We start from the raw sequence: 20379 nt of genomic DNA on the forward strand, positions 1-20379 counted from the left end.
TTCACGTTGTTTGTTTCGTTCAGTTTTCAAAGAACTACTTGGTCGCTCATTTGCGACTTCCTTATGTTAACATCTTCATTTTTCAATGTCAACTAAGTTTTTCAAATTTCTTTTTTATCGTCTTCTGCGTTTCCGCATCAGCGACGGTTATTAATTTATCATATAATAACTATTAACGTCAACACTTTTTAATAAAAAATTCTTTTCCTTACATAACGCATACACTCTTCTGCATTAGCGACTCTTCGAAACAAACAAAAAATGATTTTATATCTTTCTTCCATCGCCTTTTTTACAACGTCATGAATACGTTCATCTTCAAAATCAAATAACAGTTCTTCTAACTCTCTCTTCAATATGTATTCCATTTCTTTTTTCTCTTCTTTCGTTAACATAAACCCAAGCAAATCATCACCTCAATCATTTCTTACAAAGCAATAAACGTTACGCTCATTTTCACTTATCAAAATCCTATCATTCATTATATCCACTGCTTACGATATTAATCCTTTGTTCTCTTTTTAATATTTAAAGCATATATGTAACTGAAAAGGATTGGACAAAGGGGCGTAATATTATGTTTTTCTTTTTTATTACGAGTAAACGAGCTTTTAAACACATTAGCTTAATAGTGATACTTTCCTTATTTACAGCATGGCTTCTCTTTTTGAAAACATATTCACATGAATCTGCTTTTTCAACTGCGACAGGACCTAAAGTTATTTACAAAGGAGACACCTCTAAAAAACAAGTTGCATTCACGTTTGATATTAGTTGGGGAGACAAAAAAGCAATTCCAATCCTTGATACACTTAAAGAAAGAGACATTAAGAATGCAACCTTCTTCGTTTCTGCTGCATGGGCAGAAAGACACCCTGATGTTGTTGAACGCATCATAAAAGATGGACATGAAATCGGTAGTATGGGCTATAATTACACGTCCTACACTTCTCTAGAGACAAATGAAATACGAAGAGATCTTTTACGAGCACAAGATGTTTTTACAAAACTTGGTGTGAAACAAGTCAAGCTATTACGTCCACCTAGTGGAGACTTTAACAAAGCAACACTTAAAATAGCAGAATCACTCGGATACACCATCGTCCATTGGAGTAATAACTCAAACGACTGGAAAAACCCAGGTGTAAACAATATCGTTTCCAATGTCTCTACTAATTTAAAAGGTGGAGATATCGTCTTATTACATGCATCCGATTCTGCCCTTCAAACAAATAAAGCTTTACCACTGCTTCTACAAAAATTAAAGATTGACGGATATGAGCAAATATCGGTATCACAACTTATTTCTAACACAAGTACAAAAAGTAAAGATGTAAGGTAATTCTTTTCCCTCGTGCCTTCACACATAAAAAGCTCTACTACCTATCATTAAGGTAGTAGAGCTTTTTTCATCCCGATATTTATATTCGTACAACCACCCTGCATAAAAACTCAAAAATCTCTCTTACTTAAGCTGACTTACTCGCCTTTCCAATTAAACGATGTAATATAAGTAACTGATATGCATTACATAATAAAAGTGGTATCACCATTAAATACAACCAATCTGTGTCATTAATACGAAGCGCTGGTACCCACTCAAGAATTGTTACAACAACCATAAAGAACAAAGCGGGCACAAATGCCTTTCTATTCGTTTCTTTACTTTTTATGTAAGCAACAATCGCCCCAAACACAAATAATACACCTGCAACAAGTATGTTATTCCCTAACGAAACTTCCCCATTTGCAATCAATATGGATCTTAAATACACGAAATCAAATAAAACGAATGCAATAAAGAAGAGCTGGACTGCATTCCATAAAGAAGGTGACCTGAACATCCCCAGTCCAAAACGATGGATTGTTAAATAGGCAAAGAACCCCATTTGACTTATAACACTAAAAATAAATCCTACACCCATCAACCAGAAGGAAACTGCTAAAATCTCCTTTCCGTCGAAATTTTGAAAAAATTTAGCGTACTTGTCCCACTCCAGAACAAACCCAATAATGACCGTGCTAATCCCACCTAGAAACAACGTCGTAAAAAACAGGCGTACCCACTTGCGGCTATTCACAACACATCCCCCATTATCCTTATATTTCTAATTAAATTGTATCAATGACAATTTCAAAAAGCTAGCCATGTTCATGTATAAATTCCTTAAAGATATTTATATTAAAAAGAGAGAACTGTGTTGAAAGGAGTTCCAACTTATGAAACGGATGCTGCTCGTTTTGACTTCTTCTTTTCTATTTCTTGTACTTGTAGCATGTGCACAAGGAAAAGAAGCAAAGTCCGAACTTGATTATGATCAAACGAAGAAAATGATTGTTGATATTTTAAAAACCGATCAAGGTAAGAAAGCCATTCAAGATGTGTTAACTGATGAAAAAATGAAACAAGCACTCATACTAGATGAAACAGTAGTAAAGAAAACGATTGAAGATGCAATGGTATCCGACAAAGGGCAACAATTCTGGGAAAAGCTCTTTAAAGACCCTGAGTTCTCATCGAAATTCGCTAAAAGTATGGGGAAAGAACAAACAACCTTAATGAAAACATTACTAAAAGACCCTGAATACCAAGCAGGCGTTATAGAAATTATGAAAAACCCTGAAGTAGAAAAAATAATGTTACAAACAATGAAGAGCAAAGAATACCGCCAATATTTACAACAAGTACTAACAGAAACTGCTGAAAGCCCACTCTTCCAAGCTAAGATGATTGATATTATTAGTAAAGGTGTACAAAAGGCCGAAAAAAGTGGATCTGATAAAAAAGAAGCAGGCGGTGAAGGTGGTTCCCAAGACGGTAAAAAGGAGCAACAGTAAAAATAATAATTATAATAATGAGTGGACAATATATGTATCGTCCACTCATTATTATTTTATTTTTGCGCGACAGCTATTTTATCAATTACTGTCTCAGCTATCGTACGATAAATAAGACCCGTCGTATGTGTATCTTCATATACCGAAGGCGCAAAGTCATCTTTATTCCAATCAGGTTGTTGAAGCGGGATTCGGCCAAGTACTTCTGTTTGAAGTTCTGTAGCTAATTTATCTCCTCCACCTCTTCCAAACACATATTCTTTTTCACCAGTTGTTTTACTTTCAAAATATGCCATATTTTCAACAACACCAAGAATACTATGTTCTGTACGTAAAGCCATGGCTCCAGCACGCGCTGCCACAAATGCCGCTGTTGGATGTGGCGTTGTTACAATAATCTCTTTACAAGCTGGCAACATTGAGTGTAAGTCTAGCGCAACATCACCTGTACCCGGTGGTAAATCTAAAACTAAATAGTCTAAATCGCCCCACTCTACTTCTGTAAAGAAGTGATTTAACATTTTCCCAAGCATAGGGCCTCTCCAAATAACCGGTGCATTATCTTCTACAAAGAATCCCATTGAAATTACCTTTACACCTAGACGCTCCACTGGAATGATTCTATCCCCTCTTACAACAGGACGTTTTTCTATCCCCATCATATCCGGTACGCTAAAACCATAAATATCAGCATCAATGATACCAACCTTTTTACCTAGACGAGCTAAAGCAATAGCAAGGTTAACAGAAACTGTTGATTTTCCGACTCCACCTTTTCCACTCGCCACTGCTAAAAATGTTGTTTTTGAATTTGGTGACAATAAAGATTCAGTTTGCTCTTCTTCCTGTTCCGGTGCAAACTGAGCTAATTCCTCTTCTGTAAATTCTGCAAAGCGAAGCCCTACTGTTGCTGCTCCTAGTTCTTTTACTAATTTTACAATTCCAGATTGCAATTGCATTTGTTCCGCTGTACCGGTTTTTACAATTGCAATTTTAACACTTACATGTTCCTTCTCAGGCTTAACTGTTACCTCTTTAATTGCGCCTGTTTCTTTTAACGTTTTATGTAAAAACGGATCTACAATCCCTTCTAACGCTTCCACTACTTGCTCTTTCGTTACCATAGTTAGCCCAGCCCCCTGTATGAAAAATAACGTAATGTTAATTAAATTTATCTCTCTTTATTTTTGAAATAAATGCGTTTACATTTCCAGTATAACACATTTTCGGAAAACTTCGTTAACGGGAGAAACTCAAAAAATCCTCCTTATTCTGGAGGATTCCCTTTTTCCGTGAAATAACGTAATATACCACGATATACTGCAGCCGCTACCTTTTGCTGATATTTCTCCGAATTTAACATATACCTTTCGTTTACATTCGATAAAAAGCCAGCTTCAATTAGAGCACCTGGTGTTTTCGCATACTTCAATAAATACACATGAGAAATTGTTTTAGCAGAACGATTCGTATTCTCTAAACTCGTTCTCAATTCAGCTTGTATAAATTTCGCAGCACGTTCATTTTCAACCGAAGAACGATAGTAGAACGTTTGTGCGCCTTTCGATCCACTACTAGTTAAAGCATTTAAATGAATACTCGCAAAAAAGTCTACATCAGGCTTATTAATAATCTCTACACGCTTTTTTAGATCCTCTGCTTTACGTCTACTATATGATTTTGTATCTTTCTGAGCTAAATCATAATCTCCCTCACGTGTTAAAATAACTAGTGCACCTTGTTCTTGTAAATAATCTTGTACCTTCTTTGTAATTTCAAGCGTAATATCTTTTTCTATAATATCTTTTCCACCAACAGCCCCTCCGTCTGGCCCACCATGCCCAGCATCTAATACAATCACTTTCCCTGATAAGGGTAAATTCCAAGCTCGCCACGATTTTGTAATTTGAAATTCTTGTTTGACTAAAAAAAACAAAACAACCGCAGCGAGTGCAAAAGAGATAATTCGAATTCTCTTCATACCTTTCCTCCTCCAGCTAGTCCCTCTAATTACTTATATGGGACAAGAGGAAAGTTTATGCTTGTCTTAATGAAGCTTTAATCGATATCTTCTTTCACCTTTTTCATATCCTTCCTGCCACCATAAGCCGATAAACTGCTGGCAAGATTCAAAAAGTAATTCCTCATCTTGTAACTTAATTTCCCGCATAGTCATGCTCGTTAAAAATTGGAATAGTGTTTCCGTTAATTGTTGCTCTTCTTCTAAGGCTCTATATTTCACATCAAAGAATGATTCACCATAATAACCAAACTTACTGTATCTCGCTCCTAATAAATACGATTCTATCCCTAATTCAATACAGTAATCTTCATACTGACGATGAAGTTCCTGCATCTGAAAGGCATCCCTAATATTTGAACGTAATGTTTTTAATGATAATTCTCGCAGCATCTTCCGTTCATATTTCAACTGCTTTTCTTTTTGTTTTTCTTGTAAGCTGACAATGACATTCATAGTACTTATAAACCTCCCTAATACGTATTAGTCTAAACTTCTAAAGAAGAAGCATACGCGAGAGAATAGCACTAAAATATTCCAAACTACAAAAATTACAAAAGAGGAATGAAACATAAAAAAACCCCAACCAAAATGGTTGGGGTTTGTAGTTCGCAAAAATTAACGTTTTGAGAACTGAGGTGCACGACGTGCGCCTTTAAGACCGTATTTTTTACGCTCTTTCATACGTGCGTCACGAGTTAATAGACCTGCACGTTTTAGTGTTAGACGGTATTCTGGATCAGCTTTTAATAAAGCGCGAGAAATACCGTGACGAATAGCACCAGCTTGACCAGTGTATCCACCACCATTTACGTTTACAAGTACATCGTAGTTACCTAAAGTTTCTGTTGCAACTAGAGGTTGTTTCACTACTTCACGTAATGCAGCAAATGGGATATAGTTTTCAAAATCACGACCGTTAATGATAACGCGTCCTTCGCCTGGAACTAGGCGTACGCGCGCTACTGAACTCTTACGACGTCCAGTGCCATAGTATTGAACCTGTGCCAAAGTAAGCCCTCCTTTAATTGATTATCCGCGAAGTTCGTAAACTTCTGGTTTTTGTGCTTGGTGTGGATGCTCTGCTCCAGCATACACGTTTAATTTCTTAGATACTTGACGTCCTAAACGTCCTTTTGGAAGCATCCCTTTAATTGCAAGCTCTAACATTTGTACAGGGTAGTTTGTACGCATTTCTAGAGCTGTTCTTTGTTTAAGTCCACCTGGGTGGTTAGTGTGACGGTAGTAAATTTTATCGTTTAATTTATTACCTGTTAAATGAATTTTTTCAGCGTTAATAATAATTACATGATCACCCGTGTCAACGTGTGGTGTAAATGTAGGTTTGTTTTTACCGCGTAAAATAGATGCTACTTCAGTAGATAGGCGACCTAAAGTTTGACCTTCAGCATCAACCACATACCATTTACGCTCAACTTCGTTAGCTTTTGCCATAAAAGTCGTACGCATGTGTTTCCCTCCTCGTTATCTTTTCCATAGAAAAAATCTATTGTTTATCTTAAACACGATTTCCTTCCGGGGCTAATCGTGGTTTTAGAAACAATACCATATGTTATGATATACTTTTGAGTTTCTAATGTCAAGCAAATGTTACACCAGGATTAGTTGTTATAGTTTACCTGCCATAAGTAAAGTCCATGACCTGGAGCCATCTTTCCAGCAAACTGACGATTTTGTTTCGCTAAAATCTCTGGAATGCTATCAGGATCAAGCTTTCCTTGCCCTACGCTAAGTAACGTACCAACAATAATTCTGACCATATTATATAAAAATCCATTACCTACAAAACGAAAAATTAATTCATCGCCTTGCTCAATTAACTCAATTTCATAAATCGTTCGCACCTTATCTTTTTTGTCAGTTTTTGCCGAACAAAAAGAAGTGAAATCATGCGTTCCAATAAAATAAGGAATCGCCTTTCTTATAGAGCTTATTTCGAGCGGATATGGATATTGATATACGTAATTTCTACGGAATACATCCGCAGTCTTTGATAATAATACACGATAACGATATTCTTTTCTCTCGACACCGTAACGCGCATGAAATTCTTCTGTTTTTTTCTCTACCTGTCTGATAACAATATCATCTGGCAACATTGTGTTTAATGCATTACTCCATTGCCACTCTTCAAGCGACAACGGTGTATCAAAGTGTATGACTTGTCCTTTAGCGTGAACGGTAGAATCCGTTCTGCCCGATGCCTGAACACGAACAAGCGCTCCTTTATGCAATTTCTGCAAAGCTTTCTCAATCTCTTGTTGAACAGTACGATGCTGCGGCTGAATTTGATAACCACAAAAATGCATGCCATCATATGCAACCGTACATTTTATTCTATCCATTTCTCTATTCTCCATTACGATCGCACCCATGCCAAAATACAAGCTAAACAAAGTAAGCTTATTATCGTTACTGTATCACTTGTTTTCCAGCGTAGTTGCCTAAATTTAGTACGTCCTTCACCATTTTGATACCCACGTGCTTCCATAGCAATTGCTAAGTCCTCAGCACGCTTAAAAGCACTGATAAATAGAGGAACGAGTAGTGAGATAATAGCTTTCATCCTATCTTTTATCGGTCCTCCTGCGAAATCAATACCGCGTGAAGATTGTGCCTTCATTATTTTACTCGTTTCATCCATTAATGTCGGAATAAAACGAAGAGAAATTGACATCATTAATGCGATTTCATGAACAGGAACTTTTATACGTTTCAACGGCTTTAATAACGTCTCCAAACCATCTGTAATCTCAATAGGTGTCGTCGTTAACGTTAATAATGTTGTCATTAAAATAATAACGAAGAATCGTATAGAAATGTATATCCCTTGCTCTAATCCTTTTTCATGTATCGAAAACCAACCAAGCTGGAATAGTACTTCCCCTTCTTTATTTGTAAAAATATGCAGGAAAAATGTAAAAAGAAAAATCCATAGAATTGGTTTTAAGCCCGAAAGTACATAACGAATCGGCACTTTTGCAAAAAATAAAGCAATGAGTGCATATAAAAATAAAAATCCATATGAAATCGCATTATTTGCTAAGAAAACAACAAATACATATAAAAAGACAATCAGCAGCTTCGTACGTGGATCAAGTTGATGAATAAGAGACTTCCCTGGAATATATCTTCCAATAATCAACTGCTGCATGATTCATGACCACCTTTTCGTAACACCTGCACAACTTCATGAGTAAGATCCTCTAAAGATAAGGTAGCCTTTGGGATTGAAATGCCAAACTTCTCTTCAATTGCACGTTTATACTTTAAAGACATAGGAAGATCCACGCCAATTTTCTCTAGTTCATCAGCATGTGAAAATACTTCCTCTGCACTTCCTTGCAAAAAGACCGTTCCTTTATGCATGACTACAATCTGCTCTGCATACTTAGCAGCATCCTCCATATTATGTGTTACTAGGATAACTGTAAGACCTTTTTCCTTATGCAGCTTATAAAACATCTCCATAAGTTCATTCTGCCCTTTTGGATCTAGTCCTGCTGTAGGTTCATCTAATACAAGCACTTCGGGTTTCATCGCCAATACACCCGCTATCGCAACACGCCTCATTTGCCCACCACTTAACTCAAACGGTGAACGTGTTAACAGTTCTGGCTCTAACCCTACAAGTTCAATTGCCTCTCTTGCCTTTTGCTTCGCTTCTTCTACAGATACCCCAAAATTAGTAGGGCCGAAACAAATATCCTTCTCCACAGTCTCTTCAAACAACTGATGTTCTGGGAATTGAAAGACAACCCCTACCTTTTTACGTAGTGGCTTTAGCTTTTTTTCTTTCTTTCCTGCCGAAATGAAATGTTCACCAATTTGAACTGTGCCATTCGTCGGCTGCAATAAACCATTTAAATGTTGAATCATCGTCGACTTACCTGAACCAGTATGACCGATAATGGCATAATAGCCCCCACTTGGAAACGACACGTCTACATCATAAAGTGCGCGTCTTTCAAATGGAGTTTTATATTGATAACGATGTTCTACTTTTTGGAATGTAATCTCCAAAGTTCGTTCACCAAGCTTTCCATTGTAAGATGCGTATTTTGCAAGAGAATTTCATTTCTTTTTAATAATTCTGCTATTTTCACTGAAAATGGTACATCTAATCCAATTTCTTGGAGCATATGAGAGGACTTGAAGATTTGCTTTGGAGTCCCTTCCTCTAATATTTCTCCCTTGTTTAAAATAATGACACGATCTGATTGTGCCGCTTCTTCTAAATCGTGCGTAATTGATAACACGGTAATACCTTTTTGATTAACAAGTTGTCTAACCGTTTCTACTACTTCACGTCTCCCTTGAGGATCTAACATTGACGTTGCTTCATCTAATATCAAAATAGATGGCTGAAGTGCTAAAACGCCTGCTATTGCCACTCGCTGCTTTTGCCCACCAGATAACGAATGAGGTTCATCATTAAGAAAATCTTCCATACGGACAAGTTTGAGAGCCTGATTTAATCTTTCTACCATTTGCTCTCTTGGCATTCCGATATTCTCTAGGCCAAAAACAACGTCGTCTTGCACTGTCGTTCCAACAAATTGATTGTCTGGATTTTGAAATACCATCCCAATTTGTTTTCGAACATCCCATACCGTTTCCTCTGATAAAACCATTGTATCATTTACTGTAATAGTCCCTGCTTCCGGCAAAAACAAACCATTCAATAATTTTGCAAGTGTAGACTTCCCTGAACCGTTTTGTCCAATAACAGATACCCATTCTCCCTCATACAAGGCAAATGAAACATCTTTTAATGCATAAGTGGCTGCCCCAGGATATTGAAATGATATATTTTCTGTCCGAAGTTTCTCTTTTTTCAATACAAGGCACCCTTTCCTTCGCCAAGTTAGCCTATTTTTATATTTAAAAAAAAGGGCCATGACCAGTTTCTTGAAAAGAACTGTCCTGCCCTTTTAATTATCATTATACTAACTCGATAATTACCATTGGTGCTGCGTCTCCGCGACGTGGACCAATTTTTGCAATACGAGTGTATCCGCCTTGGCGCTCAGCATAGCGTGGAGCTACATCAGCGAATAATTTTTGAAGTGCATCTTGACCAGTCTCAGCGTTAGCTACTTCATTGCGAATGAAAGCTGCTGCTTGACGACGAGCGTGAAGATCTCCGCGTTTACCTAAAGTGATCATTTTTTCCACTACAGAACGAAGTTCTTTTGCACGAGTTTCTGTCGTTTGGATGCGCTCGTTGATAATTAAATCAGTAGCTAAATCACGTAACATAGCTTTACGTTGCGCACTTGTACGGCCTAATTTTCTGTATGCCATTCGTAGTTCCCTCCTTTGTTGATGGGTTTAAATCCTCAGTCGTCTTTACGTAAACCTAAACCTAATTCCTCAAGCTTATGTTTAACTTCTTCTAAGGATTTACGTCCTAAGTTACGAACTTTCATCATATCTTCTTCTGTTTTGTTCGCAAGCTCTTGTACAGTATTAATTCCTGCACGTTTTAGGCAATTATAAGAACGAACAGAAAGATCTAGTTCTTCGATAGTCATCTCAAGAACTTTCTCTTTTTGATCTTCTTCCTTCTCGACCATAATCTCAGCATTTTGTGCTTCATCAGTTAAACCAACAAAGATATTTAAATGCTCAGTTAAGATTTTGGCACCTAAAGAGATAGCTTCTTTTGGCCCGATGCTTCCATCCGTCCATACATCAAGCGTAAGCTTATCATAATTAGCCACTTGTCCGACACGTGTCTTTTCCACTTGGTAAGTCACACGTGATACTGGAGTATAAATAGAATCAATAGGAATTACTCCTATTGGTTGATCTTCGCTTTTATTTGCATCAGCTGGCGTATACCCACGGCCACGCTTTGCAGTTAAACGCATGCGGAAATGCGCATTTTTTGCTAACGTTGCAATGTGTAAATCTGGATTTAAGATTTCTACATCACTATCATGAGTAATATCAGCAGCTGTGACAATACCTTCGCCCTGCACATCAATTTCCAACGTCTTCTCTTCTTCAGAGTAGATTTTAAGAGCTAACTTTTTCAAGTTTAAGATGATCGTCGTAACGTCTTCTACTACGCCCTCAACTGTTGAAAATTCATGTAATACGCCATCGATTTGGATAGCAGTAACAGCGGCACCAGGGAGTGAGGATAAAAGAATACGACGTAAGGAGTTACCCAAAGTAGTACCATATCCACGCTCAAGCGGTTCAATTACGAATTTACCATATTTAGCATCTTCGTTAAGTTCAACCGTTTCGATTTTCGGCTTTTCGATTTCAATCATTAACTAAACCCTCCTTCAAAACGTCGAAACCCCGGTTAAACAAAGGGATACCCCCTGTCTAACCGAAAGTCCCCCTTAGGCAGTTCCCGATTGTGCACAACAAGCGATGTTTCTGTACGAAATTTCTCGATAATGCATCATATCCATTATAGACAAAAGGGAAAATTCTATACAGAAAAATTACACACGACGACGTTTTGGTGGACGACATCCATTATGAGGAACTGGAGTAACATCTCTAATTGCTGTTACTTCTAGACCTGCAGCTTGAAGAGCACGAATTGCAGCTTCACGACCAGCACCAGGACCTTTAACAGTAACCTCTAAAGTTTTTAAACCGTGCTCCATTGCAACTTTAGCAGCAGCTTCAGCAGCCATTTGTGCAGCGAATGGAGTAGACTTACGAGATCCACGGAAACCAAGTGCACCAGCACTAGACCAAGAAAGTGCGTTACCATGAGTATCTGTAAGTGTTACGATTGTGTTGTTGAAAGTAGAACGAATATGAGCTATACCAGCTTCAATATTCTTTTTCACACGTTTTTTACGAGTGTTTGTTTTACGTGCCATTGTTAGTTCAACCTCCTTTACTTATTATTTCTTTTTATTTGCTACTGTACGACGTGGACCTTTACGTGTACGAGCATTGTTTTTAGAGTTTTGACCACGAACTGGTAAACCACGACGGTGACGAAGACCACGGTAAGAACCGATCTCCATTAGACGTTTAATGTTAAGAGATACTTCACGACGAAGGTCTCCCTCAACTTTAATACGATCGATGATATCACGGATACGTCCTAGTTCGTCTTCCGTTAAATCACGAACTCGTGTTTCTGAAGAAATACCAGCTTCAGTTAGAATTTTTTCAGCAGTTGTGCGACCAATGCCGAATACGTAAGTTAAAGAAATAACAACGCGTTTGTCTCGAGGAATATCTACACCTGCGATACGTGCCATTCTGAATGCACCTCCTTCTGATTAACCTTGTTTTTGTTTATGTTTAGGGTTTTCACAAATAACCATTACTTTTCCACGTCTACGAATAACTTTACATTTTTCGCAGATTGGTTTAACTGACGGTCTTACTTTCATGTCTCGAACCTCCTTAAAGATTACGGAGTGCTATATTATTTAAAACGGTACGTAATACGACCACGATTTAAATCGTACGGAGATAATTCTACCGTAACTTTGTCTCCTGGTAAAATACGAATGAAGTTCATACGGATTTTACCAGAAACGTGAGCCAATACGACATGCCCATTCTCTAATTCTACTTTGAACATAGCATTTGGCAACGTTTCAAGAACGGTACCTTCGACTTCAATTACATCATCTTTAGCCATTCAATAGTTCTCCCTTCTTCAAATCAGTAACATTTTACACTGCTCTGAAATCCCGGAGAGCCAGCTACTTATAAAGTGGTAAGGATTTCGTATCCTGCTTCTGTAAGAGCAATCGTGTGCTCAAAGTGTGCACACCATTTACCATCTACCGTTACCACTGTCCAGTCATCAGATAGTGTTTTTACATATCGTCTTCCTTGATTCACCATCGGCTCAACACAGATGACCATTCCCGGCTTTAATCTAGGGCCTCTATTTGGTGGACCATAGTGCGGGATTTGAGGGTCCTCATGTAAGTCTTGCCCGATTCCGTGACCAACATACTCCCTAACGATCGAGAACCCATTCTCTTCAGCATGGGTTTGAACCGCATGTGAGATATTTGATAATCTTTCGCCTGGTTTTACTTGTTCTAGACCAAGATACAACGATTTTTCTGTGACATCAAGTAGCTTTTGAACAGATTCAGAAATGTTTCCAACTGGATACGTCCATGCAGAATCTCCATGGTACCCATTGTATTTCGCACCAATATCGATACTGATGATATCGCCCTCTTCGAGCTTGCGCTTCCCTGGAATTCCGTGTACAAGCTCTTCATTTACAGAAGCACATATGCTCCCCGGAAATCCGTTGTATCCTTTAAAAGATGGCGTAGCACCATATTTTTGAATCGTCTTTTCCGCTATTTGATCGAGCTCTTTCGTTGTAATTCCTGGAGTAATATGCTGTTTCAACTCTTGATGAGTTAAAGCAACGATCCTGCCAGCTTCTCGCATGATTTCTATCTCGCGAGGAGTTTTGCAGATGATCATTACGCTAAGCCTCCGATGAGAACATCGATATCAGCAAATACTTTATTGATATCTTGCTCACCATTAATGCTTTGTAAGTAACCAAGCTCCTCGTAGAAATCAAGCAAAGGTTTTGTTTGCTTAATATTTACATCTAAACGATTTGCCACAGTTTCTTCATTGTCATCAGAGCGTTGATATAATTCGCCACCACATTTATCGCACACATCAGCTTTTGCTGGTGGATTGAATTCTAAGTGGTAAGTCGCACCGCACTCTTTACAAATGCGACGGCCTGTAAGGCGTGTTAATAACAACCCTGAATCCACATTAATGTTTAAAACATAGTCGATTTTTTTACCAAGATCTTTCATAATCTCTTCAAGAGCTGATGCTTGTGCAACAGTTCGTGGGAAACCGTCTAGTAAGAAACCTCTTACGCAGTCTTCTTGACTTAAACGTTCACGAACGATTCCGATTGTAACTTCATCTGGAACAAGTGCACCTTTATCAATAAAAGATTTTGCTTGTAGACCCATTTCAGTTTCAGCCTTCATAGCTGCACGAAACATATCTCCTGTTGAAATGTGAGGGATGTTATACTTGGCAACAATCTGTTCGGCTTGTGTACCTTTACCAGCACCAGGAAGCCCCATTAAAATTAAGTTCATCCTTGTTCCCCCTCAGAGTACATGAGCATGTAGGGAAGACAATTCTTCCCACTTACTCATTGCTTGATAAACCCTTTGTAATGGCGTTTTACCAGTTGACTTTCTAGCTGCTTCATTGTTTCTAAAGCAACGCCGACAACGATTAACATACTCGTTCCACCAATCTGTGCAGATGGAGGAAGATTTCCCAATTTCGTAAAGATAACTGGTAAGATTGCAATCGCTGCTAGGAAAATTGATCCTACAAAGGTCAAACGATACAAGATTTTTGTTAGATATTGTTCCGTATTCTTACCCGGACGAATACCTGGAACATATCCACCTTGTTTGTTTAGATTCCCTGACATTTGCTCTGGATTAACCTGAACAAACGCATAGAAATATGTGAAGGCTACAATGAGCGCAACATATATGATCATTCCCACTGGGTGAGAATAGTTAAAGTTTGCAATGATCCACTGCGATACATCATGATTCGGGAAGAACTGTGCAATAGTTGGAGGCGTAATTAAGAATGAAACAGCAAAAATGACTGGAATAACACCCGCACTATTTACCTTAAGGGGTAAATGTGTGTTTTGTGCTCCAGCATGATTCCCATTCCCTCCTGTTACACGCTTCGCATATTGAATTGGGATCTTTCTAACAGCCTGTTGAATGAAAATAACACCAACAATAACCGCTAGCACAGCTAGTAAGATCAATGCAACTTTAACGATACTCATGAACAATTGATCTCCGATATTTTGAAACTGTTGTTGATACACTTGAGATATAACACTTGGGATCGCTGCGGCAATACCGCCAAAGATAAGGATGGAAATACCATTACCTACACCTTTAGCTGTAATCTGTTCACCTAACCACATTAAAAATGCAGTACCAGCAGTCAGTACCGTAGCAATGTATAAATAAGTGCTCCAACCAGGATTCAAAATTAATTGCCCACCTACCATACCGTTAAAACCAATTGACATACCAAACCCCTGAATAAACGCAAGAACAATTGTAAAGTAACGCGTGAATTGCGTTAGTTTACGACGGCCCATTTCACCTTGCTTCGACCATTCCGAAAATTTAGGAACAACATCCATCTGCAATAATTGCACGATGATGGATGCTGTAATATACGGCATGATTCCCATCGCGAAGATGGAGAAGTTTTTCAAGGCGCCACCGCCAAATGTATTTAGGATACCTAAGGCATTTAATTGATCTTGTGCTTTCAGTACGTCTCCATTTGTAAATGGCACTGGGATAAACGTGCCAATTCTGAATACGATTAACATCGCTAAAGTGAATAATATTTTACGTCTTATCTCAGCAACGCGCATAAAGTTGGAGATTGTACGAAACATTAGATCACCTCAACTGATCCGCCAGCTGCTTCAATTGCTTCTTTAGCACTTGAAGAGAACTTGTGCGCTTTAACAGTTAATTTTTTCTCTACTGCGCCGCTTGCAAGAATTTTAACACCGTCGTTTAACTTGCTGATAACGCCAGTTTCCAGCAATAATTCAGGTGTTACTTCTGTACCATCTTCAAAACGATTTAACGTTGATAAGTTTACAATAGTAAACTCTTTACGGTTAATGTTTGTGAAGCCGCGTTTTGGTAAACGACGGAATAATGGAGTTTGACCACCTTCGAAGCCAAGACGAACACCGCCACCAGAACGTGCGTTTTGTCCTTTATGACCTTTACCAGCAGTTTTACCGTTACCAGAACCGATACCACGACCGACACGGTTACGTACTTTACGAGAACCTTCTGCAGGTTTTAATTCATGAAGTTTCATTCCCAGGCACCTCCTTATATTAATGAGTTATCCTTAAGCTTCTGTTACAGTTATAAGGTGAGAAACTTTGTTGATCATACCAAGAATAGCAGGAGTTTCTTCCTTAACTACAGTTGAATTCAACTTTTTAAGACCTAAAGCTTCTACCGTCGCACGTTGATCTTGTGGACGACCAATTACACTACGAGTGAGGGTAATTTCTAACTTTTTCGCCATTTGTTTTCCCTCCTTAACCTAGTAGCTCTTCTACAGATTTACCGCGTAATTTTGCAACATCTTCAGCGCGCTTAAGTTCGCTTAATCCGTTCACAGTAGCGCGAATCATGTTGATTGGTGTGTTAGAACCAAGAGATTTCGAAAGAATATCTTGTACACCAGCTAATTCAAGTACCGCACGAACAGGTCCACCAGCAATAACACCAGTACCTTCAGCAGCAGGTTTTAAGAATACTTCACCAGCTCCAAAATGACCGTTGATTGTGTGTGGAATTGTTGTACCAACTAATGGTACAGCGATTAAGTTTTTCTTAGCGTCTTCGATAGCTTTGCGGATTGCGTCTGGTACCTCTTGTGCTTTACCAGTACCGAATCCAACATGACCGTTTTTATCGCCAACTACAACTAGTGCAGCAAAGCGGAAACGACGACCACCCTTAACAACTTTCGCGACACGATTTATCGTAACTACACGTTCTTCAAGTTCTAATTTACTTGGGTCAATGCGATGCATCAATTTTCCCTCCTTTGACCATTAAAATTGTAATCCAGCCTCACGAGCAGCCTCAGCTAGAGCTTTAACACGGCCATGGTATAAGTAACCACCGCGATCGAATACTACTTCTTTAACGCCTTTCTCTACAGCACGCTTAGCAACTGATTCTCCTACTTTCGTAGCAGCTTCAGTATTGCTAGTACCGTTAAGAGCAAGGTCTTTATCAAGAGTAGATGCACTTACTAACGTTACACCATTTACATCATCAATAACTTGAGCGTAAATATGTTGGTTAGAACGGAACACGTTTAAACGTGGACGTTCTGCAGTACCAGTAAGTTTAGCACGTACACGTGCATGTCTTTTCTTACGAGTCGCATTTTTATCAGCTTTAGTGATCATTCTTGTCACTCCTTTCTCTCACCTAACGGGTTTACTTAGCAGTTTTACCTTCTTTACGACGAACAACTTCGCCTTCGTAACGAATACCTTTACCTTTATAAGGCTCAGGAGCACGTACAGCACGGATGTTAGCAGCAAATTCGCCAACACGTTGCTTGTCGATACCTTTGATTACGATTTTAGTTGGTACAGGTACTTCAACTTCAAGACCTGCTTCCGGAGTCATTTCTACTGGATGAGAATAACCTACGCTTAATACAAGTTTATCTCCTTGTTTTTGAGCACGGTAACCAACACCGACTAATTCAAGTCCGCGTGCGAAACCTGTAGTTACACCTTCAACCATGTTTCCGATTAAAGCACGAGTTGTACCGTGTAATGCACGGTGTTCCTTCTGTTCAGATGGACGCTCAACTGTTAGTGTATTTTCTTCAATTTTGATAGACATATCAGCATTGAATTTACGAGTTAATTCACCTTTAGGGCCTTTTACTGCTACAGTATTGTCTTCTGCAATTGTAATAGTAACACCTGCAGGGATTTCAAGAATCTTTTTACCAATACGAGACATGTGGTCACACCTCCGTTCGTTTTAAATATATATTACCAAACGTATGCTACTACTTCTCCACCAGTTTGTAATTGACGAGCGTCTTTGTCTGTCATTACTCCCTTAGATGTAGAAACAAGAGCGATACCTAATCCGTTAAGTACACGTGGTACTTCATCAGCTTTAGCGTAAACGCGTAAGCCAGGTTTACTGATACGTTTTAATCCAGTGATTACACGTTCATTGTTTGCACCATATTTCAGGAAAATACGAAGGATACCTTGTTTGTTATCCTCGATGTATTCTACATCACGAATGAAACCTTCACGTTTTAAAAGTTCAGCGATCTCTTTTTTGATTTTAGAAGCAGGAACCTCTAATTTCTCATGACGTACCATGTTCGCATTACGGATGCGAGTAAGCATGTCTGCAATTGGATCTGTCATCACCATGTGTTTTACCTCCTTCCCATTTGTGGGTTTTACCAACTAGCTTTTTTAACACCAGGAATTTGACCTTTATATGCAAGTTCACGGAAACAAATACGGCAAAGCTTAAATTTGCGGTATACAGAATGCGGACGACCGCAGCGTTCGCAACGTGTATACTCTTGTACTTTAAACTTAGGAGTACGCTTTTGTTTCGCTATCATAGATTTTTTAGCCACGTTTTCGCCTCCTCTACTTAGCGTTGGTTTCCATTATTTTTGGAATGGCATACCGAATTGTGTTAAAAGTTCACGAGCTTCTTCATCAGTTTTCGCTGTAGTAACGATTACGATGTCCATACCGCGGACTTTGCTTACTTTATCATAATCGATCTCAGGGAAGATAAGTTGCTCTTTAACACCTAATGTGTAGTTCCCACGACCATCGAATGATTTCTTAGAAACACCACGGAAATCACGTACACGTGGTAAAGAAACTGATACTAATTTGTCGAAGAACTCATACATTTGCTCGCCGCGTAAAGTTACTTTCGCACCGATTGGCATACCTTCACGAAGACGGAAACCAGCGATTGATTTTTTAGCACGAGTTACAACAGGTTTTTGACCTGCGATTTGTGTTAATTCTTCTACTGCATTGTCTAAAGCTTTTGAGTTAGATACCGCGTCACCAACACCAGTGTTGATTACGATCTTTTCGATTTTCGGTACTTCCATCACAGATTTATAGTTAAACTTGCTCACTAGAGCAGGAGTAATTTCCTTTTGGAACTTCTCTTTAAGGCGATTCAATGAAGTGACCTCCTTTCTTAAGAAAATTATTTATCTAATAATTCACCAGATTTTTTTGCAATACGAACTTTTTTACCATCTTCTACTTTGAAGCCTACGCGAGTAGGTTCACCTGTTTTCGGATCTAAAACCATAACGTTAGAAACGTGAATAGGTGCTTCTTTAGTAATAATTCCACCTTGTGGATTTAATTGAGATGGCTTAGAGTGTTTTTTAACGATGTTAACACCCTCAACGATAACACGGTTTTGCTTTGGGAAAGCCACAAGGATAACGCCTTGTTTTCCTTTGTCTTTTCCAGTGATTACCTGTACTTTATCACCTTTTTTTACATGCATCTTAATTCTGCACCTCCTTAGCAAGGCAATACCTTAAATTATAGAACTTCTGGAGCTAAAGAAACGATCTTCATGAAGTTGCTATCACGTAATTCACGAGCTACTGGTCCGAAGATACGAGTACCACGTGGGCTCTTATCGTCTTTGATGATAACCGCTGCGTTTTCATCAAATTTGATATAAGAACCGTCCGGACGACGAGCTCCGCTCTTCGTACGTACCACTACTGCTTTAACAACGTCACCTTTTTTAACAACGCCACCTGGTGTTGCTTGTTTTACCGTAGCAACGATAATGTCACCAATGTTAGCATATTTACGACCAGAGCCGCCTAATACTTTAATTGTTAAAAGTTCACGTGCACCAGAGTTGTCAGCAACTTTCAAACGAGATTCTTGTTGGATCATGTTATGAAACCTCCCTTCGGACTAAAAATTCCGATTCGTCTATTTAGATAATAACCGCTTCTTCAACGATTTCAACTAAACGGAAACGCTTAGTAGCAGAAAGCGGGCGAGTTTCCATGATTTTAACGATATCGCCAAGTTTCGCTTGGTTTTGCTCATCATGGGCTTTGTACTTCTTAGAATACTTAACACGTTTTCCGTACAAGGAATGAGTTTTGTAAGTTTCAACTAAAACTGTAATCGTTTTGTCCATTTTGTCAGACACAACACGACCAGTATAAACTTTGCGTTGGTTACGTTCGCTCACTATGCAAACCTCCCCTCAATTTATCGATTAATTCCGATCTCTCTTTCACGAACTACAGTTTTCATACGAGCAATTGCTTTACGCACTTCACGAATGCGAGTTGGATTCTCTAATTGTCCTGTAGCAAGTTGGAAGCGAAGATTGAACAATTCTTCCTTTAAAGCTTTAACTTTTGTTTCGATTTCGGCAGTGGTTAATTCACGAATATCATTAGTTTTCATTAGATTCACCACCATTTTCTTCACGTTTTACGAATTTACATTTCACAGGTAACTTGTGAGCTGCAAGACGTAATGCTTCGCGTGCTACCTCTTCAGATACACCCGCGATTTCGAACATAATTTTCCCAGGTTTTACTACTGCTACCCAGCCTTCTGGTGCCCCTTTACCGGAACCCATACGTACTTCTAGAGGTTTTGCAGTGTAAGGTTTAGAAGGGAAAATTTTAATCCATACTTTACCGCCACGTTTCATGTAACGAGTCATTGCACGACGAGCAGCTTCGATTTGACGGTTTGTAATCCATGAAGCAGCTTGTGCTTGTAAACCGAATTCACCGAAAGCAATTTCAGTTCCACCTTTTGCACGACCACGCATTTTACCACGATGCTCTCTACGATATTTTACGCGTTTTGGCATTAACAT

35 protein-coding genes are annotated in these 20379 nt (G+C 38.8%); 2 read left to right on the forward strand and 33 right to left on the reverse strand.

What is annotated here, in order from left to right; translation table 11 throughout:
* Positions 1-188 precede the first annotated feature (188 nt).
* Positions 189-407, reverse strand: a complete 219-nt coding sequence (locus JDS99_RS21815) for a hypothetical protein (protein ID WP_000900297.1) — start codon at positions 405-407, stop codon at positions 189-191.
* Positions 408-577: 170 nt separating this feature from the next.
* Here JDS99_RS21815 and pdaB point away from each other — a divergent pair, with 170 nt between their 5' ends.
* Positions 578-1342, forward strand: a complete 765-nt coding sequence (gene pdaB / locus JDS99_RS21820) for a polysaccharide deacetylase family sporulation protein PdaB (protein WP_199695710.1) — start codon at positions 578-580, stop codon at positions 1340-1342.
* 127 nt (positions 1343-1469) lie between these two features.
* Here pdaB and kbaA read toward each other — a convergent pair whose 3' ends face one another.
* On the reverse strand, positions 1470-2081 hold the full coding sequence (gene kbaA / locus JDS99_RS21825) for a KinB signaling pathway activation protein KbaA (RefSeq protein ID WP_087983919.1): 612 nt from the start codon (positions 2079-2081) through the stop codon (positions 1470-1472).
* Positions 2082-2220: 139 nt separating this feature from the next.
* Between kbaA and gerD the strand changes: the two genes are divergently transcribed.
* Positions 2221-2838 carry a spore germination protein GerD gene (gene gerD, locus JDS99_RS21830; protein WP_087983920.1) on the forward strand — a complete coding sequence of 206 codons (618 nt, stop codon included), beginning with the start codon at positions 2221-2223 and terminating at the stop codon, positions 2836-2838.
* Positions 2839-2894: 56 nt separating this feature from the next.
* On the opposite strand, the gene JDS99_RS21835 is transcribed toward gerD, so the two are convergent.
* The 31 genes from JDS99_RS21835 to rplP all read right to left on the reverse strand — a co-directional run bounded on the left by JDS99_RS21835 (position 2895) and on the right by rplP (position 20379).
* Positions 2895-3962: an Mrp/NBP35 family ATP-binding protein gene (locus JDS99_RS21835; RefSeq protein WP_000256609.1), complete on the reverse strand. Its 1068-nt coding sequence runs from the start codon at positions 3960-3962 to the stop codon at positions 2895-2897.
* A gap of 143 nt (positions 3963-4105) precedes the next feature.
* A complete protein-coding gene (cwlD, locus tag JDS99_RS21840) occupies positions 4106-4819 on the reverse strand; it encodes an N-acetylmuramoyl-L-alanine amidase CwlD (protein WP_000822446.1) in 714 nt (237 codons plus the stop codon).
* Positions 4820-4885: 66 nt separating this feature from the next.
* Positions 4886-5314 carry a YbaK family protein gene (locus JDS99_RS21845; protein ID WP_001101006.1) on the reverse strand — a complete coding sequence of 143 codons (429 nt, stop codon included), beginning with the start codon at positions 5312-5314 and terminating at the stop codon, positions 4886-4888.
* Positions 5315-5476: 162 nt separating this feature from the next.
* Positions 5477-5869: a 30S ribosomal protein S9 gene (gene rpsI / locus JDS99_RS21850; protein WP_000079986.1), complete on the reverse strand. Its 393-nt coding sequence runs from the start codon at positions 5867-5869 to the stop codon at positions 5477-5479.
* A 21-nt stretch (positions 5870-5890) separates the two neighbouring features.
* Entirely contained in the window at positions 5891-6328 is a 438-nt protein-coding gene (gene rplM / locus JDS99_RS21855) for a 50S ribosomal protein L13 (protein ID WP_001260795.1), read from the reverse strand.
* A 152-nt stretch (positions 6329-6480) separates the two neighbouring features.
* On the reverse strand, positions 6481-7224 hold the full coding sequence (gene truA, locus JDS99_RS21860; protein ID WP_088061486.1) for a tRNA pseudouridine(38-40) synthase TruA: 744 nt from the start codon (positions 7222-7224) through the stop codon (positions 6481-6483).
* A 14-nt stretch (positions 7225-7238) separates the two neighbouring features.
* A complete protein-coding gene (locus tag JDS99_RS21865) occupies positions 7239-8033 on the reverse strand; it encodes an energy-coupling factor transporter transmembrane component T family protein (protein ID WP_087983922.1) in 795 nt (264 codons plus the stop codon).
* Positions 8021-8902, reverse strand: coding sequence for an energy-coupling factor ABC transporter ATP-binding protein (locus tag JDS99_RS21870; RefSeq protein WP_199695711.1), 882 nt, complete (start codon positions 8900-8902; stop codon positions 8021-8023). Before JDS99_RS21870 ends, JDS99_RS21865 begins: the two co-directional genes overlap by 13 nt.
* Complete coding sequence (locus tag JDS99_RS21875) at positions 8878-9720, reverse strand: energy-coupling factor ABC transporter ATP-binding protein (protein ID WP_137035281.1); 843 nt, start codon at positions 9718-9720, stop codon at positions 8878-8880. The genes JDS99_RS21870 and JDS99_RS21875 overlap by 25 nt, the downstream gene beginning before the upstream one ends.
* Before the next feature lie 103 nt (positions 9721-9823).
* A complete protein-coding gene (gene rplQ / locus JDS99_RS21880; protein WP_000331490.1) occupies positions 9824-10186 on the reverse strand; it encodes a 50S ribosomal protein L17 in 363 nt (120 codons plus the stop codon).
* Between the two features lie 35 nt (positions 10187-10221).
* Positions 10222-11166: a DNA-directed RNA polymerase subunit alpha gene (locus JDS99_RS21885; RefSeq protein WP_000569644.1), complete on the reverse strand. Its 945-nt coding sequence runs from the start codon at positions 11164-11166 to the stop codon at positions 10222-10224.
* A gap of 180 nt (positions 11167-11346) precedes the next feature.
* The gene (rpsK, locus tag JDS99_RS21890; protein WP_000101797.1) at positions 11347-11736 is read right to left on the reverse strand and encodes a 30S ribosomal protein S11; all 390 of its coding nucleotides are present in this window, start codon (positions 11734-11736) and stop codon (positions 11347-11349) included.
* Between the two features lie 24 nt (positions 11737-11760).
* Positions 11761-12126: a 30S ribosomal protein S13 gene (rpsM, locus tag JDS99_RS21895; protein WP_000090790.1), complete on the reverse strand. Its 366-nt coding sequence runs from the start codon at positions 12124-12126 to the stop codon at positions 11761-11763.
* 21 nt (positions 12127-12147) lie between these two features.
* Positions 12148-12261 carry a 50S ribosomal protein L36 gene (gene rpmJ, locus JDS99_RS21900; protein WP_000868344.1) on the reverse strand — a complete coding sequence of 38 codons (114 nt, stop codon included), beginning with the start codon at positions 12259-12261 and terminating at the stop codon, positions 12148-12150.
* Positions 12262-12296: 35 nt separating this feature from the next.
* Positions 12297-12515 carry a translation initiation factor IF-1 gene (infA, locus tag JDS99_RS21905; RefSeq protein WP_001029884.1) on the reverse strand — a complete coding sequence of 73 codons (219 nt, stop codon included), beginning with the start codon at positions 12513-12515 and terminating at the stop codon, positions 12297-12299.
* Positions 12516-12583: 68 nt separating this feature from the next.
* Positions 12584-13330, reverse strand: coding sequence for a type I methionyl aminopeptidase (gene map / locus JDS99_RS21910; RefSeq protein WP_000582534.1), 747 nt, complete (start codon positions 13328-13330; stop codon positions 12584-12586).
* On the reverse strand, positions 13330-13980 hold the full coding sequence (locus JDS99_RS21915; protein WP_001048998.1) for an adenylate kinase: 651 nt from the start codon (positions 13978-13980) through the stop codon (positions 13330-13332). Before JDS99_RS21915 ends, map begins: the two co-directional genes overlap by 1 nt.
* Before the next feature lie 56 nt (positions 13981-14036).
* A complete protein-coding gene (gene secY, locus JDS99_RS21920; protein WP_199695712.1) occupies positions 14037-15338 on the reverse strand; it encodes a preprotein translocase subunit SecY in 1302 nt (433 codons plus the stop codon).
* On the reverse strand, positions 15338-15778 hold the full coding sequence (gene rplO / locus JDS99_RS21925; protein ID WP_000766083.1) for a 50S ribosomal protein L15: 441 nt from the start codon (positions 15776-15778) through the stop codon (positions 15338-15340). The genes secY and rplO overlap by 1 nt, the downstream gene beginning before the upstream one ends.
* Positions 15779-15811: 33 nt before the next feature.
* The gene (gene rpmD / locus JDS99_RS21930; RefSeq protein ID WP_001085232.1) at positions 15812-15994 is read right to left on the reverse strand and encodes a 50S ribosomal protein L30; all 183 of its coding nucleotides are present in this window, start codon (positions 15992-15994) and stop codon (positions 15812-15814) included.
* A gap of 13 nt (positions 15995-16007) precedes the next feature.
* Positions 16008-16508 (reverse strand): 30S ribosomal protein S5, encoded by a 501-nt coding sequence (gene rpsE / locus JDS99_RS21935; protein WP_000554646.1) that lies wholly within the window; start codon positions 16506-16508, stop codon positions 16008-16010.
* A 21-nt stretch (positions 16509-16529) separates the two neighbouring features.
* Entirely contained in the window at positions 16530-16892 is a 363-nt protein-coding gene (gene rplR / locus JDS99_RS21940; protein ID WP_000628818.1) for a 50S ribosomal protein L18, read from the reverse strand.
* Positions 16893-16923: 31 nt separating this feature from the next.
* A complete protein-coding gene (rplF, locus tag JDS99_RS21945; RefSeq protein ID WP_000086550.1) occupies positions 16924-17463 on the reverse strand; it encodes a 50S ribosomal protein L6 in 540 nt (179 codons plus the stop codon).
* A gap of 32 nt (positions 17464-17495) precedes the next feature.
* Positions 17496-17894: a 30S ribosomal protein S8 gene (gene rpsH, locus JDS99_RS21950; protein WP_000245511.1), complete on the reverse strand. Its 399-nt coding sequence runs from the start codon at positions 17892-17894 to the stop codon at positions 17496-17498.
* Positions 17895-17923: 29 nt separating this feature from the next.
* The gene (gene rpsN / locus JDS99_RS21955; protein WP_001085700.1) at positions 17924-18109 is read right to left on the reverse strand and encodes a 30S ribosomal protein S14; all 186 of its coding nucleotides are present in this window, start codon (positions 18107-18109) and stop codon (positions 17924-17926) included.
* A 33-nt stretch (positions 18110-18142) separates the two neighbouring features.
* Entirely contained in the window at positions 18143-18682 is a 540-nt protein-coding gene (gene rplE, locus JDS99_RS21960) for a 50S ribosomal protein L5 (RefSeq protein WP_001080829.1), read from the reverse strand.
* Between the two features lie 26 nt (positions 18683-18708).
* A complete protein-coding gene (gene rplX / locus JDS99_RS21965; protein WP_000558201.1) occupies positions 18709-19020 on the reverse strand; it encodes a 50S ribosomal protein L24 in 312 nt (103 codons plus the stop codon).
* Positions 19021-19058: 38 nt separating this feature from the next.
* On the reverse strand, positions 19059-19427 hold the full coding sequence (rplN, locus tag JDS99_RS21970; RefSeq protein ID WP_000615912.1) for a 50S ribosomal protein L14: 369 nt from the start codon (positions 19425-19427) through the stop codon (positions 19059-19061).
* A 43-nt stretch (positions 19428-19470) separates the two neighbouring features.
* Positions 19471-19734 carry a 30S ribosomal protein S17 gene (rpsQ, locus tag JDS99_RS21975; protein ID WP_000004106.1) on the reverse strand — a complete coding sequence of 88 codons (264 nt, stop codon included), beginning with the start codon at positions 19732-19734 and terminating at the stop codon, positions 19471-19473.
* Between the two features lie 20 nt (positions 19735-19754).
* Positions 19755-19955, reverse strand: a complete 201-nt coding sequence (gene rpmC, locus JDS99_RS21980) for a 50S ribosomal protein L29 (RefSeq protein ID WP_000855718.1) — start codon at positions 19953-19955, stop codon at positions 19755-19757.
* On the reverse strand, positions 19945-20379 hold the full coding sequence (gene rplP / locus JDS99_RS21985) for a 50S ribosomal protein L16 (RefSeq protein ID WP_000928969.1): 435 nt from the start codon (positions 20377-20379) through the stop codon (positions 19945-19947). The genes rpmC and rplP overlap by 11 nt, the downstream gene beginning before the upstream one ends.

The sequence above is a fragment of the Bacillus cereus group sp. N6 genome, from assembly GCF_016483705.1.
GTDB lineage: Bacteria > Bacillota > Bacilli > Bacillales > Bacillaceae_G > Bacillus_A > Bacillus_A wiedmannii.